At 70.9% G+C, this 14051-nt stretch carries 15 protein-coding genes; 4 read left to right on the plus strand and 11 right to left on the minus strand.

Annotated features, from left to right (window positions below):
* Positions 1-244: 244 nt before the first annotated feature.
* The gene (locus B0I32_RS50950) at positions 245-1888 is read left to right on the plus strand and encodes a serine/threonine-protein kinase (RefSeq protein ID WP_106252163.1); all 1644 of its coding nucleotides are present in this window, start codon (positions 245-247) and stop codon (positions 1886-1888) included.
* A 7-nt stretch (positions 1889-1895) separates the two neighbouring features.
* Here the strand turns inward: B0I32_RS50950 and B0I32_RS50955 are convergent, their stop codons facing one another.
* From B0I32_RS50955 to B0I32_RS50980, 6 genes are all read right to left on the minus strand, one after another.
* Positions 1896-3542 (minus strand): acetolactate synthase, encoded by a 1647-nt coding sequence (locus tag B0I32_RS50955; protein ID WP_106252165.1) that lies wholly within the window; start codon positions 3540-3542, stop codon positions 1896-1898.
* A gap of 56 nt (positions 3543-3598) precedes the next feature.
* The gene (locus tag B0I32_RS50960) at positions 3599-4378 is read right to left on the minus strand and encodes a DUF4097 family beta strand repeat-containing protein (RefSeq protein ID WP_106252167.1); all 780 of its coding nucleotides are present in this window, start codon (positions 4376-4378) and stop codon (positions 3599-3601) included.
* Positions 4375-5031 carry a response regulator transcription factor gene (locus B0I32_RS50965; protein WP_106252169.1) on the minus strand — a complete coding sequence of 219 codons (657 nt, stop codon included), beginning with the start codon at positions 5029-5031 and terminating at the stop codon, positions 4375-4377. The genes B0I32_RS50960 and B0I32_RS50965 overlap by 4 nt, the downstream gene beginning before the upstream one ends.
* Positions 5022-6182, minus strand: a complete 1161-nt coding sequence (locus B0I32_RS50970; RefSeq protein ID WP_106252171.1) for a sensor histidine kinase — start codon at positions 6180-6182, stop codon at positions 5022-5024. Before B0I32_RS50970 ends, B0I32_RS50965 begins: the two co-directional genes overlap by 10 nt.
* Before the next feature lie 189 nt (positions 6183-6371).
* Positions 6372-7091 (minus strand): ATP-dependent dethiobiotin synthetase BioD, encoded by a 720-nt coding sequence (bioD, locus tag B0I32_RS50975; protein WP_106252172.1) that lies wholly within the window; start codon positions 7089-7091, stop codon positions 6372-6374.
* Positions 7092-7116: 25 nt separating this feature from the next.
* A complete protein-coding gene (locus B0I32_RS50980; protein WP_106252174.1) occupies positions 7117-7836 on the minus strand; it encodes a GntR family transcriptional regulator in 720 nt (239 codons plus the stop codon).
* 487 nt (positions 7837-8323) lie between these two features.
* Between B0I32_RS50980 and B0I32_RS50985 the strand changes: the two genes are divergently transcribed.
* The gene (locus B0I32_RS50985) at positions 8324-9793 is read left to right on the plus strand and encodes a PAS domain-containing sensor histidine kinase (RefSeq protein WP_106252176.1); all 1470 of its coding nucleotides are present in this window, start codon (positions 8324-8326) and stop codon (positions 9791-9793) included.
* 118 nt (positions 9794-9911) lie between these two features.
* Here the strand turns inward: B0I32_RS50985 and B0I32_RS50990 are convergent, their stop codons facing one another.
* Positions 9912-10166, minus strand: coding sequence for a WhiB family transcriptional regulator (locus B0I32_RS50990; RefSeq protein WP_106252178.1), 255 nt, complete (start codon positions 10164-10166; stop codon positions 9912-9914).
* Positions 10167-10435: 269 nt separating this feature from the next.
* Positions 10436-11413: a diacylglycerol/lipid kinase family protein gene (locus B0I32_RS50995; protein ID WP_106252180.1), complete on the minus strand. Its 978-nt coding sequence runs from the start codon at positions 11411-11413 to the stop codon at positions 10436-10438.
* An 89-nt stretch (positions 11414-11502) separates the two neighbouring features.
* On the opposite strand from B0I32_RS50995, the gene B0I32_RS51000 reads away from it, so the two are divergent.
* On the plus strand, positions 11503-11886 hold the full coding sequence (locus B0I32_RS51000; protein WP_106252182.1) for a hypothetical protein: 384 nt from the start codon (positions 11503-11505) through the stop codon (positions 11884-11886).
* Here B0I32_RS51000 and B0I32_RS51005 read toward each other — a convergent pair.
* From B0I32_RS51005 to sodN, 3 genes are all read right to left on the minus strand, one after another.
* Positions 11883-12662 (minus strand): RNA polymerase sigma factor SigF, encoded by a 780-nt coding sequence (locus tag B0I32_RS51005; protein WP_181308701.1) that lies wholly within the window; start codon positions 12660-12662, stop codon positions 11883-11885. The genes B0I32_RS51000 and B0I32_RS51005 overlap by 4 nt on opposite strands.
* Before the next feature lie 17 nt (positions 12663-12679).
* A complete protein-coding gene (locus B0I32_RS51010; RefSeq protein WP_106252184.1) occupies positions 12680-13117 on the minus strand; it encodes an ATP-binding protein in 438 nt (145 codons plus the stop codon).
* A 128-nt stretch (positions 13118-13245) separates the two neighbouring features.
* Positions 13246-13647 carry a superoxide dismutase, Ni gene (sodN, locus tag B0I32_RS51015; RefSeq protein WP_106252185.1) on the minus strand — a complete coding sequence of 134 codons (402 nt, stop codon included), beginning with the start codon at positions 13645-13647 and terminating at the stop codon, positions 13246-13248.
* An 89-nt stretch (positions 13648-13736) separates the two neighbouring features.
* Here sodN and B0I32_RS51020 point away from each other — a divergent pair, with 89 nt between their 5' ends.
* Positions 13737-14042 carry a S24 family peptidase gene (locus B0I32_RS51020; RefSeq protein WP_106252187.1) on the plus strand — a complete coding sequence of 102 codons (306 nt, stop codon included), beginning with the start codon at positions 13737-13739 and terminating at the stop codon, positions 14040-14042.
* Positions 14043-14051: the final 9 nt, after the last annotated feature.

The raw sequence follows: 14051 nt of genomic DNA on the forward strand, positions 1-14051 counted from the left end.
GCGACAGGGTGCGGGCCGTCGGATCCGGCGGGTGCTGACTTATCGGAAACGCGGACAAGTGTGGCACCAAGGCCCCAGGATAGGCTTTGTACGGCTTGAGGCATTTAAGTGGCATGTGGGACAGGTGAGTCGTACACTCTCTGAGTTCCGTGACCACTGTGTTACCTCACCGCGACACAAGTTCGCTTTGTTGAGAACGGCGGGGTGGGAGAGGTTTCGGACGTAGGGGGGTAGCGGGGGAATCATGGTGGCCCAAGGGACGACGCTGGCGGGGCGGTATCGACTGGATACCCGCATCGGCGCCGGTGGCATGGGTGAGGTGTGGCGCGGCGAGGACATCGTGCTCGCGCGCACCGTCGCCGTCAAAGTGCTGCTCCCAGGCCGTATGGAGGACCCCGGGTTCGTCGCTCGCTTCCAGGGGGAGGCGCGGGCGATGGCCACGATCAACCACTCCGGCGTGGTCGACGTCTACGACTACGGCGTCAGCGGCGACACCGTCTACCTGGTGATGAAGTTCGTCGACGGCGAACCGCTCGACCGGCTGCTCGGCCGGCTCGGCCGCATCCCGCCGCAACCGGCCATGGAGCTGATCGCGCAGGCCGCGTCGGCGCTGCAGGCCGTGCACGACCAGGGCATCGTGCACCGCGACGTCAAGCCGGGCAACCTGCTCGTGCAGCGCGACGGCACGCTCGTGCTCACCGACTTCGGCATCGCCCGCTCCGACGTGGCCAACCGGCTCACGGACGCCGGCATGGTGCTCGGCACCGCCGCCTACTGCGCTCCCGAGCAGGCCGAGGGCGCCCCCGTGACGCCCGCGGTGGACATCTACGCGCTCGGCGTGGTCGCGTACGAGTGCCTCGTGGGGCAGCGGCCCTTCGACGGTGACAGCGCCGTCACGATCGCGCTGAAGCACATCCGCGAGGCGCCGCCACCCCTGCCGCAGGACATCCCGCCGCCGGTGCGCGGCCTGGTGGAGATCGCCCTGTCGAAGGACCCGGCCAGGCGCTACCCGAGCGCCAGGGCGATGAGCGAGGCCGCCCGGGCCATCGCCAACGGGCAGATGCCCGCCGTGCCCGACCTGCCGGCCGCCCCGCCGGCCACCGGCGCCACCATGGCGCAGCCCCGCGACGGCTACCAGCACTCCCAGCAGCATCACCAGCAGCACGGGGACCGGTCGCACGATCCGGCCTACCAGACCGGCGCCAGGATGGCCCACGAGGACACCACCCTGAGCGAGCGGCGCGGCGGAAGCAGGCGCGCCGCGGTCAAGGGCTCACGCAGGACCGGGCTCATCGCGGGCATCGCCGCGGCGGTGGTGCTCGGCGCCGGCGCCACCGCGGTGGCCCTGACCGGCATCACCAACATGGGGCTTCCCGAGCCGACCGTCAGCACCATCGACATCGCCAACCCGAAGCCCTCCACCAGGTCGCCGAAGCCCAGCAAGCCCCCCACCGAAGAGCCCGAGCCCACGCCGACGCGGATCAGGCACAGCACCCCGCCGAGGTCCACGCCGACGCCCGACAAGCCGACCAGGACGCCGACGAAGACGCCGACGAAGACGCCGACGAACAGCCCGTCGCCCTCCAAGTCGCCCAGCGCCACGCCGACGGTCAAGAAGATCCTGGTGCCGAACGTGATCGGCAGGCGCTTCCTGGAGGCGCAGAGCATGATCGAGGCGGCGGGCTTCGTGTCGAGGACCGACGACCGCACCACCACCGTCGACGGCCGGCGCTGCGGCAGGATCCAGAAGACCACGCCGAACGCCGGAGTGTCGCTGGAGGAGGGCAAGACGGTGGAGATCCTCCTCGTCGACAGCGCCTGCCCCGAGGACGAGCCCCCGGAGACCTCCACCCCGACGCCCACGACGAAGCCCACCACCAACAAGTAGGGCCGGCTCAGACCCCCGTCGTGTTGCGGGGGTAGGCGACCTGCGGGTCGGTGGCGATGTTCACCATGTACGGCAGGCCAGAGTCGAACGCCCTGCGCAGGGCGGGACCGATCTCCGACGGCTTGGTGACCAGCTCGCCCCCGCCGCCCAGGGCCGTGACGACCTGGTCGTAGCGGCACTGGGGCTGCAGCTCGGCCGCGACGTCGTAGCCGTACAGCATCTGCATGGGGTGCTTCTCCAGGCCCCACATGCCGTTGTTGCCGCAGATCATCACGACGGGGAGCCGGTGGCGGACGAGGGTGTCGACGTCCATCAGCGAGAATCCGGCCGCGCCGTCGCCGAGCAGCAGCACCACCTGCGAGGACGGCCGGGCCAGGCGGGCGGCGATGGAGTAGCCGAGGCCGGTGCCGAGGCAGCCGTAGGGGCCCGGGTCGAGCCAGTTGCCCGGCTGCTTCGGCTCGACGTACTTGCCCGCGTAGGAGACGAAGTCGCCGCCGTCGCCGATCACCACGGCGTCCTCGGCCAGGATCTTGCCCAGCTCGCCGTAGATCCGCATGGGGTGGATCGGGTCGGTGTCGGCTGCGAGCAGGTCGGCGTCGCCGGCGATGGCCGCGGCCGCGCTCTCGGACAGCTTCGTCACCCAGGACGCGTACGCGTCGGGCTTGACCCCGGCCTCGCCGCAGGCCGTGCCGAGACTCCAGAACACCACCGACAGGTCGCCGGCGGCGGAGGCGACCGGCTGCATGTGGGTGGTCAGCTGCGAGGGCGCGTCGGCGATGTGCACCACCCTGGCCAGCGGCGCGCCCTCCTTGCCGCCGAACCAGCCGTAGCCGAGCCGGAAGTCGAGCGGCGTGCCGACCACGATGACCAGGTCGGCCTGGGCGAACGCCTGCCCGCGGGCCCTGGTGACGAGCAGCTCGTGGCCCGAGGGCAGGATGCCGCGGCCCTGGCCGTTGGGGATGACCGGCAGCCGCCACGTCTCGGCGAAGTCGCGGGCGGCCTCCTCGGCGCGGTCCATCCACACGTCGGAGCCGTAGACGAGCACCGGCCGCTCGGCCTCGGCCAGCAGGCGCGCGATGCTCGCCAGGGACTCGGGGTCGGGTTCGAGCGGGGAAGGGCTCTGCGTACGCACCTCGTGCGCCGGCGACGGCGAGAACAGGTGGTCCATGTAGACGTCGAGGAAGACCGGGCCGCGGTGGGGGGCGGTCGCCGTGCGGAAGGCCACCTCGACCTCCTGGCCGACCGACTCGGCGTCGGACGCCGTGAACGCCAGCTTGGTGATCGGGTCGAGCAGCGGCGGATGGTCCATCTCCTGCAGCGCGCCGCTGCCCCAGCGGGACTGCGGCGCCCGGCCGCCGAGCACGACCACGGGCGAGCCGTTGAAGTGGGCGGTCGCGACACCGCTGACGCCGTTGGTGATGCCGGGGCCGGCGGTCAGCACGGCCAGACCGGGTTTCCTGGTCAGCCGGGCCGTCGCCTCGGCGGCGAAGACCGCACTCTGCTCGTGGCGTACGTCGAGGATGCGCATGTCCTCGTGCACCGCGCCGTCGTAGAGCGGGAAGACATGCCCTCCCGACAGGGTGAACATGGTCTCGACGCCATAGGCCTTGGACACGGCGACGGCGGCGTCACCGGCGTGCTTCGCAGACTCCATGCCGGGGAACTTACCAATGAGTCACAAGAGTAAACAGACCTTCAGCACCGTAAAGATCATCTACGGCAGCAGATGGTCACCATGCCGTCGCTCGTGCCGGCGACGATCTTCTTCTTGGCGGCGGGGTTCCGCCTGACGCCGACCGTGGTGTTGACGCCGGTGGCCTGCACGTCGTAGACGCCTCCGGGCACGTCGAGGGCGACGTCGCCGCTCGTCCGCACCACGGCCTTGACCTCCGACGGCGCGGCGGTGAACATCAGCCGCACGTCGCCCGAGCCGACCTCCACGTCGGCGGTGTTGCCGGACAGCTCGGAGCCCTCGACGTCGCCCGTGCCGGTCCTGGCCCAGACGTCGCCGGAGATGGCGTTGAGCCGGACGTCGCCGGCCACCGAGGTGACCCGGACGTCGGAGAACAGCTCGTCGACCGAGAGCCTGCCGCCGGCCGTGCGGGCCTCCACGTCGGTCTCCGGCGGCACCGACAGCATGTAGTTCGCCACGCACAGCGGGCCGTCCGGCTGGTCGGAGCCGGGGCAGACGGCGTCGAGCCGCAGCGTCGCCGTCACCGCGTCCCATTCCTCGCTGACCGTCGGCCGTTCGCGCGACCAGTGCAGCTCCCGATCGATGCGCAGCTCGCCCGCCTGGCCCGCCACGATGTCCAGGTTGACCTGGCCCCGGCCCGTGCTGATGTGCACCTGGCCGTCGGCGAACGGGATGGACCTGCTGGTGAAGTCCGTCGGCACCCTGGCCCTGGCGAATCCGTTCCAGATGCCGATCGTGGAGACGGCCAGCGCGATCACGGTCGCCACGGCGCCGCCGGCCAGCCACGCGGCTCTCACGGCAGGCTCCTGATCTTGAGGAACTGCAGCACGGCCAGGACCCGCCGGTGATCGCCTTCGGCGGGCGGGAGGTCGAGCTTGGTGAAGATGTTGCCGATGTGCTTGCCCACGGCGCCCTCGCTGAGCACCAGGGCCTGCCCGATGCCGGCGTTGGAGCGGCCCTCGGCCATCAGCCTGAGCACCTCGTGCTCCCGCGGCGTCAGGCGTTCGAGCGGGTCGCTGTTGCCGCGCAGCAGAAGCTGGGCCACGACCTCGGGATCGAGCGCGGTGCCGCCCGAGGCCACCCGGCGCAGCGCGTCGATGAACTCGGCCACGTCGGCCACCCGGTCCTTGAGCAGGTAGCCCACGCCGCCCGTGGCGGCCGAGGCGAGCAGCTGGGCCGCGTAGCGTTCCTCGACGTACTGGGAGAGCACGAGGACGGCCAGCTTCGGCTGCTGGCGGCGCAGCACGAGCGCGGCCCGCAGGCCCTCGTCGGTGTGCGTGGGCGGCATCCTGACGTCGGTGACGACCAGCTCGGGCCGGTGCTCCTCGGCCGCTCTCAGCAGCCCCTCGGCCTCGTCCACGGCCGCGACCACCTCCATGCCGGCGGCGTCCAGGAGCCGGATCAGGCCCTCGCGCAGCAGCACGGAATCCTCGGCGAGCACTACTCGCACGGCAAGTCCACCTCGATCGTCGTCGGTCCGCCCAGCGGGCTGGAGAGGCGCAGCGACCCGTCGACGGCGTCGATCCGCTGGGCCAGGCCGCGCAGCCCGGTGCCGCCCTCCATTCTGGCCCCGCCGCAGCCGTCGTCGTAGACGAGCACGTGCAGCCGGTCGCGCTCGCGCCGCACGCTCACTTCCGCCTTCGTGGCCGCCGCGTGCTTGGCGATGTTGGTCAGGGCTTCCGACACGGTGAAGAACGCCACCGCCTCGATGGTCGGCGTGGTCCGCCGCTCGATGTCGACGCGGAGCCTGACGGGGAACGGGGCGCGGGCGGCGACGCCGGACAGCGCCGCGTCCAGGCCCTGGTCGTTGAGTACGGCGGGATGCAGGCCGCGGACGAAGTCACGCAGCTCCTTGAGCGCCTGCTTGGCCTCCTCGTGGGCCTGCTCGATGGCCTCGCGGGCCGGGTCGGGCAGGTCGGTCAGGGTGGCCCTGGCCAGGCCCAGGTTCATGGCCAGGGAGACCAGCCGCTGCTGGGCGCCGTCGTGCAGGTCGCGCTCGATCCTGCGGCGTTCGGCGTCGGCCGCGTCGATGACGCCGGCCCGGCTCTCGGTCAGCGTCTCGATCCGCTGCCCCAGCTCGGAGCGGCTGGGACCGAGCAGTGTACGGGCGACCGACAGGTCGAGCGCCGCCATGCCGCGGGCCAGCACCGGGGCGAGCAGCAGCAGGAAGAGCCCGATCGCCATGAAGACGGCCACGACCCGGTTGTCCCTGAGGTCGAAGAGGAATTCCAGCGGCGGCCGCTGCACCTTCGCCGGCAGGAACGCCAGCAGCCCCACGATCGCGCCGCCCCACACCACCGCCACCAGGAACGCCCCCGCCAGGCTCACGAACGGCGACAGCAGGTGGTAGCCGATCTGCCGCCACGTGGCCGGGCTGCGCCAGCTCCTGGGGGAGCGCACGGGCGGGATGTGCGCGCGCTGGAAGGCGTCGAACCGGGAACGCTGCACGCCGGTGAACACCGGCACGGCCCGCTTCAGCACGGGCGGGACCGGGGCCAGGATGAGCGTCAGCCCGCCGAGCAGCACGCCGACCGGGAAGCCGATCATCACGTGGGCCGTGTCGAGCCACGCCCGCGCCGACCACGGGCGGGGGACCTTCATGGCGTCAACGGTATTGACCGGGGGCGCGGACGGGAAATGGGCCTGGTGTGCTGGTCCATGGTGGGGCTAGCCCTACCATCCTCGCGGGTCGCGGGTCGCGGGTCGCGGGTTCCGGGTCGCGGGTTCCGGGTTCCGGGTTCTGGGTTCCGGGTTCCGGGTTCCGGGGTTGAGGTCGGGGTCGGGGTCGGGTCAGAGGCTGTGGCGGGATCGGAACGCCGCCGGGTCGAACGCGCCGCCGAGCGTGGCCCCCAGCCCCTCGCGGGCCGCCTCGGCGAACGCCTGCCGGTCGCGCAGCCCGCCCGCCCCTTCCCGCAGCGCCCCCGCCAGCGGCCGCGCGGCCAGCATCTCCAGGTCGGCCAGGCTGCTGCGCTCGGCCGTCCCCGGCGTGTCAGGCCAGCTCCCGATGACGATCCCGGCCAGGTCGAGCCCCCGGTGCGCGAGCGCCTCCAGGGTGAGCGCGGTGTGGCCGACGGTGTCGCCGCCCGCGCGCACCACGACCAGCACCTGCGCCCGCAGCGTACGGGCCAGGTCGGCCACGGTGGCGCCGTCGTCGTCGTAACGTTCCAGCAGCCCGCCGGTGCCCTCCACGACCACCAGGCGGTTGCTGTCGGCCAGCTCCCGCACCAGCTCGGCGGCTCCGTCGAGCGAGACCGGCGGGATCCCCGCGACGCGGGCCGCCGCCGCGGGCGGGAGCGCGCCGGGGAAGCGGCCGAGCTCGAAGGTGGTGCCGATGCCGGAGAGCCGGATCACCTCGTCCACGTCACCGGGCGCGCCGGCCGCCGCCCCGGTCTGGGCGGGTTTGACCACGGCCGCCGCGGACCCGCGGGCCCGCGTGAGGGCGGCCAGCGCGGCCGCGACCACGGTCTTGCCCACGCCCGCGCCGGTGCCCGTGACCACGATGATGCTCATGTGCCCAGCGTAGGAGCATGATCGGTCAGGGACGGCGAAGGCGGGTGACGAACTTGTAGCGGTCGCCGCGGTAGAGCGACTGGGCCCACTCGACGGGGTTGCCGTCGGCGTCGAAGGCATGCCGGGTGAGCAGCAGCATCGGCAGGCCCACGTCCACGCCCAGGGCCTTGGCGTCGTAGGGGGTGGCCAGGACGGTCTCGATGATCTCCTCGGCGTCCGTCAGCCGTACGTTGTAGGCGTTGTGCAGCGTCTCGTACAGGGACGCGTGCACCTCCAGCTCGCGCCGCAGGCGGGGGAAGCGGCGGGCGGACAGATGGGTGGTGTCGATCGAGACCGGCTCGCCGTTGGCGAGCCTGAGGCGGTGGATGCGCAGCACGCGGCCGCCGGGGTTGATGGCCAGGCGGCGCGCCAGCGCCTCGTCCGCGGTGAGGTAGCCGATCTCCAGTATCTTGGTGTCCGGCTCCAGGCCGGCCGTGCGCAGATCCCCGATGTACGACGTCAGCTGCAGCACCTGCGCGACCTTGGGCTGCGCCACGAAGGTGCCCTTGCCCTGGATGCGCAGCAGCCGCCCCTCGACCACGAGCTCGGTCAGCGCCTGCCGCACGGTGGTGCGCGAGGTCTCGAACCGGACGGCCAGCGTGCGCTCGGGCGGCAGCGCCGTGCCGGCCGGAAGGGTCTTGGTGAGTTCGAGCAGGGCCCGTTTCACGTCGTAGTACTTCGGTACGCGGGGGCTGTCGTCGCTCACGCTCTCACCTTCACTTCTGCCACGGCGGTGAGGGCGTGTCTGGTCACCGCGAGATCATCGGAACTCACTTTGGCCCGAGTGGTCAACCGCGGGCTTGCACAGCCGACCGGCGCCGTGCGCGTACGGGTGCGGGCACGCGCGGATCCGGGCAGCTCAGGTTGATGGTGAAGGATATCCACAGCAGCGTGCGCGATCGCAACCGAGGCCGGTTCGCGCGTCGTGTCGCGGCTTGGCCACCTGCCCGTGTGGATCACCTCCGGCTCGCCGCTCAGAGTCACGTCCCGGACGCGGAACGGCGTTGGCGATGTGACGGTTCTCACATTATGAGATTTCGGGAAAAGTCCAGCTAGGTGGGACAGTGTCGTATCTGCGCTCACCATGCCACCGCGCCGGTGTGCGACGCCGGACGATCGCGTCGTCCCTGGTGAGAGGGGTCCACGCGCGGGCCGGTTTGGTTGTTGCGGGGAAAAGCACGCATGATGCAGTCGTGCCGACTCTCAGCGACCTCGTAGCCCGCCACACCGCGCTCGACGAGGCGGATCTCGACTGGTTGCACTCGCTGGTCTCCGACTGGCAGTTGCTGGCCGACCTGTCCTTCGCCGACCTCGTCCTGTGGGCGCCGCTGCTGGGCGAGAACGGCTGGATCGCGATCGCCCAGATGCGCCCCACGACCGGCCCCACCGTCTACCACGACGACATCGTCGGCAGCGTGGCCGCCAAGGGCGAGCGCCAGCTCATCGACACGGCCTGGAACGAGCGGCGCATCTGCCGCGAGGGCGATCCCGACTGGTCCACCGGCGTCCCCGTCAGGGAGGAGACGATCCCCGTGCGCCGGGCCGTCGAGGGCGGCGAGGCCCGTTTCCTCGCGGTCATCCAGCGCTCCACCAACCTGTCCTCGGCCCGCACCCCGTCCCGGCTGGAGCTGACCTACCTGCAGAGCGCCTCGGACCTGGCGCAGATGGTGGCCGAGGGGCGCTTCCCGTTCTCCGGCGAGGAGCCGATCCTGGTGCGCTCGCCGCGCGTCGGCGACGGGCTGCTCAGGCTCGACCGGGCCGGCCGGGTGACGTACGCCTCCCCCAACGCGCTGTCCGCGTACCGGCGGCTCGGACTGCACGCCGACCTGGTCGGCGCCGAGCTGGGCCGGGTCACCGCCGCGCTGTGCTATTCGGACGAGCCGATCAACGAAGACCTGATGATCGTGGCGAGTGGCCGCGCGGCCAAGGAGACCGAGGTCGAGTCCGGCGGCACGATCGTGCAGCTCAGAGCCATCCCGCTGATCGTCGGCGGCGGCCGGATCGGCGCGCTGGTGCTCATCAGGGACGTGACCGAGCTGCGCCGGCGCGAGCGCGAGCTGATGACGAAGGACGCCACGATCCGCGAGATCCACCACCGGGTCAAGAACAACCTGCAGACCGTCGCCGCCCTGCTCAGGCTGCAGGCCAGACGGCTGCAGGTGCCCGAGGGCCGCGAGGCGCTGGAGGAGGCGGTACGCCGGGTGGGGTCGATCGCCATCGTGCACGAGACCCTGTCTCACGCGCCCGAGGAGTTCGTGGACTTCGACGAGATCGCCGACCGCGTGATCGCGATGGCCGGTGAGGTGTCGTCGCCCGAGGTGGCCGTGACGCCCAGGCGGGTGGGGGTGTTCGGTGTGCTGCCTTCGCTCATCGCCACACCGCTGGCGATGGCGCTGACCGAGCTGTTGCAGAACGCGTTGCAGCATGGGCGGCCCAAACGGCTGGAGGTGGTGGTGGAGCCCACGGCTGAGCGGCTCACCGTGACCGTCTGGGACGACGGGCTCGGCCTGCCCAGCGGCTTCGACCTCGACAGTTCGACCAGCCTGGGGCTGCAGATCGTGCGGACGCTGGTGGAGGGAGAGCTGTCCGGGCGGCTCACCATTGAGCCGCGCCTGGAGGGCGGCACGGAGGTCGTGCTGTCGATCCCGCTCCCGGCCGGCTGACGGCGCCGCACGCGCGCGGGGCCGCCGTACGTCGGGGGAGAGGTTGATCCGGGCTGCTCGTCCGGCCGGGCCGGTTCAGCCTGGTCGGTGCGCCCGCGTCGGTTCGGTTGTGGTTGGATCAGGCCGTGAGACGGGCGCGGGTGCGAGCGGTGCGGCGCTTGAGCGCGCGACGCTCGTCCTCGCTCAGACCGCCCCAGACGCCGGCGTCCTGACCGGACTCCAGCGCCCACTTGAGGCAGGCTTCCACGGCCGGGCAGGAACGACAGACCTGCTTGGCCTCGTCGATCTGCATGAGTGCCGGGCCGGTGTTGCCGATCGGGAAGAACAACTCGGGGTCCACGTCACGGCAGGCAGCTCGGTGGCGCCAGTCCATGCGTCCACTCCTTAGTAGATGGAGCCTCTGGTCGGCTCCGCGCGGCTACTTTGTGAAGAGTTTCACTAACTTGCGCGAACAATGACCCGGCTCCGTGTGTGGACCGGGCTTGCCCGTGGACGGTCAGGTGCGAACCTCGGGGTGTTAAAGGTCCTACCTTCCGACATCCCTGAGCTTTTCAGCCACGGAGAGTGCACGCAAGGGGGTTGACGGGAAGTTTTGGCGGTTATGGATGTCGGATGCGTCACACAATGACCGAATGTAACCAGCTAGACCAGCACTTGTAACGCGTTCGGGGTAGACCGGAAAGTTACCGACTCGCGTTCGCCCAGGTAGTCGCCGTCCAGCTGGAAGGCCACCGGGCGCTCCGCGGTGAGCGTGAACTCGGCCTCGTCGTGGAGCTGCACGAGGTTCCGGCCGGACGGAAGAATGTCACTCTCCGTAAGGATATGACGGATGACTCCGGCGAGGGTCATCGGGCCCATCCGGCGCAGCCCCAGGAGGTCGAGGCCGGTCTCGAAGCTGGCCCAGGGGGTGGGGCGGACGGGCTTGCTGCCCACGTACGTCCACGGTGAGGTGTTGGAGATGATCGCCATGAAGACGCCTCTGGCCGCCGGGATGCCGGGGCCGGTCACCGTCATCGCGGGATGCCGCTTGTCCGTGGCCAGATAGTGCCTCAGGGCCGTGTTCACATACCGTGCGGGGGTAGCTTTACGGCCGGTGCCCCGCAGGCCCTCCACGGCCCGTACAACCTCTGCGTCGTATCCCATCCCGGAGCAGAAGGTGAAATATCGTGACTGGTCCTCCCAGAGGGCCTGCCCCAAACCCACCGTCCTGCGTCGGCCCTCCCTGAGCGCCTCCAGCACGACTCCGGTGGACTCCGTCGGGTCGTTCGGCAGGCCGAGCGCGCGGGCGAAGACGTTCGCGCTGCCGCCGGGGATGACCACGAGCGCCGGCCGGCCCGCGCTCGGGTCGTCGGCGTGCTCGTTCCTGAGCGGGGTCGCGTCGCCGTTCACCGGGTTCAGCAGGCCGTTGACGGTCTCGTTGATCGTCCCGTCGCCGCCGAGCACGGCGACGACGTCGTAACCCTTGGCCCGCGCGGTCGCGGCCAGCGCCGCGGCGTGGCCGCGGTAGCGGGTCTCCTCGACGGCGAGCCGCACCGCCGCGCCGAGCGCGCGGATCAGCACGTCCCGGGTACGGGCGTTCGTGGTGGTGGCCTTGGGGTTGACCAGCAGCATGGCGCGCATATCGCCAGCGTAGCCGGTGAGCTTGTCCGGCTTATCGGCCGAACGTCCCGTTTCTCGCGCCGCCAGGCCCGGGGAGTAGGGTACGGATCGTGAACGGTCGCCCGCTTACCCTGCTCATCGCCGCCGCGGTAGTCGCCGTGGAGGGTCTGGTCGCGCTCGGGCTCGGCGTCTTCGTCGCGGTGGAGACCCTGACCGGGACGCCCGACGACATGACCTCCGCCGTGGCGGAGGCGGTGTTCGGGCTGCTGATCGGCGCCGGCCTGCTCTGGGTGGCGTGGGGCGGGCTGTTCATGATGGAGCGGTGGGGGAGGTCGCCGGCCGTGGTGACCCAGATCTTCATGCTCCCCGTCGGCGGGACGCTCATCACGTCGGACCTGCCGCAGCTCGGCATCCCGCTGATCGTGGTGGCACTGGCGGGACTCGCGACGCTGCTGGCGCCCCCCACCACCCATGCTCTCTACGGCGACGGTTAGTCGTCCGCGGTCAGGCCCTCGCGCAGCTGGGCCAGCGTGCGGGCGAGCAGCCGCGAGACGTGCATCTGCGAGATGCCCAGCTCGGTGGCGATCTGCGACTGCGTCATGTTGCCGAAGAACCGCAGCAGCAGGATGCGCTTCTCGCGCGGCGGCAGCCGTTCGAGCAGCGGTTTGAGCGATTCGCGATATTCGACGCCTTCGAGCGACTCGTCCACGATGCCGAGGGAGTCGGACACCGCGGGGGCGTCGTCGTCGCCGGAGTCGGGCGCGTCGAGGGAGACCGTGGAGTAGGCGTTGGCCGACTCGAGCCCTTCGAGCACCTCCTCCTCGGTCATCTTCAGGTAGGCGGCCAGCTCGGACACGGTCGGCGCGCGGCCCTCGCGCTGCGAGAGGTCGCTGATCGCCTTCGTCAGCGAGAGCTTCAGCTCCTGGAGCCGGCGCGGCACGCGGACCGCCCAGCCCTTGTCGCGGAAGTGCCGCTTGATCTCACCGACGATGGTGGGCGTGGCGTAGGTGGAGAACTCCACCCCGCGCGCCAGGTCGAACCGGTCGATCGACTTGATCAGGCCGATGGTCGCGACCTGGGTGAGGTCGTCGAGCCACTCGCCCCTGTTGCGGAAGCGGCGAGCCAGGTATTCGACCAGCGGAAGGTGAAGCTCGACCAGCTCATCCCTGATGCGCTGGCGGCGCGGCTCCTCGGGGCCCAGCTCGGCCAGCTCGGCGAAGAGCATGCGGGCGCGAACCCTGTCGGGCACGGCGTGTTCGCTCGTGGCCATGGCTCCAGTCCTTTCCGTCACGCCGGCCCCGCCGCACTGTGGGCCGCGCCTCGGCGCTTACGCAGGACGATCGCCATGCGATCAGGAGAGTCGGTCACGGCGTCCACGTCGTCGGCCAGGGCGGTCAGCACCATCCAGGCGAAGTCGTCACGCTTGGGCGCGGAGCTGCCGACGGTGGCAACCTCGACCCTGACCTGCATCTCCTGCCCGGTGAGCTCGAACTCCGCGGTCAGGTCGGTGCCGGGCACCGCCTCGCTGAGCAGCATCGCGCAGGCCTCGTCGACCGCGATCCGCAGGTCCTCGATCTCGTCCAGGGTGAAGTCAAGCCGCGCCGCCAGGCCGGCGGTAGCCGTACGCAGCACAGACAGGTAGGCACTCGCCGCGGGGAGCCTGATGCTCACCACGTCACGGATGCCGGCCACGCCTTCCGCGCGCGTCTCGGTTTCCTCGGTCACGTTCCTCCTCGCGAATCCGACGCTGACTGCAACTTACCGCCCCTGAGCGGTGCTTGGACTAATCAGACTCGCCATCAACGGAAAAGGCTCTGCGCGGCCTGCCGCCACGCAGAGCCTTATGTGCCGTTTTAGGCGGCCTTGGTCTCCCAGAAGATCTTCGAGATTTCGTCGATCTTGCCCAGAAGGTCCTCGGCCTTGGCCACGTCGACGGTGCCCTTGGCGCCCGCCGCGCCGGCCAGCTTCGTGGCGTCCCAGAAGAGCTGGTGCAGCTGCGGGTACTGCTCCAGGTGCGGCGGCTTGAAGTAGTCGGTCCACAGCACCCAGAGGTGGTGCTTGACGAGCTCGGCGCGCTCTTCCTTGATGGTGATGGCGCGGGCGCGGAAGACCGGGTCCTCGTTGCCGGCGTACTTCTCCATGATCGCCTTGACCGACTCGGCCTCGATGCGGGCCTGAGCGGGGTCGTAGACGCCGCAGGGCAGGTCGCAGTGGGCGGAAGCGACATGCTTGGGTCGTAGCAGTCGTGCGAGCATCAGAAAATCCTTCCTGGATGCTGAATCATCTTGGTCCACAACCGACCTTACTCGTGTCTCAACACCTGCGGACTAGGGGGTAGCGGCCGATGAGAGTGCGTGTCGAGGGCGACTCGATGCGCCCGGCGCTGGTGCCGGGCGACTGGCTGCTCGTACGCAGGGGCGCCGCGGTGCGTCCCGGCGACGTCGTGGTGGCCCGGCTGCCCGGCGATCCCGATCGGCTCATCGTGAAACGGGCCCGGTGGCACGGGGCGGAGGGGTGGTGGCTGGAGAGCGACAACCAGCGGGCCGGCGGGCGCCGGGACAGCTGGGACTTCGGGCCCGTCGAGGACGTCGTGGGCCGCGTGGTGCTGCGTTACTGGCCGCTGCGGCGGCGGGGCGGGAAGAAGCGCTGAGCGGCCTGT

Origin of the sequence: Nonomuraea fuscirosea (genome assembly GCF_003001935.1) — a bacterium.
GTDB classification, from domain to species: domain Bacteria; phylum Actinomycetota; class Actinomycetes; order Streptosporangiales; family Streptosporangiaceae; genus Nonomuraea; species Nonomuraea fuscirosea.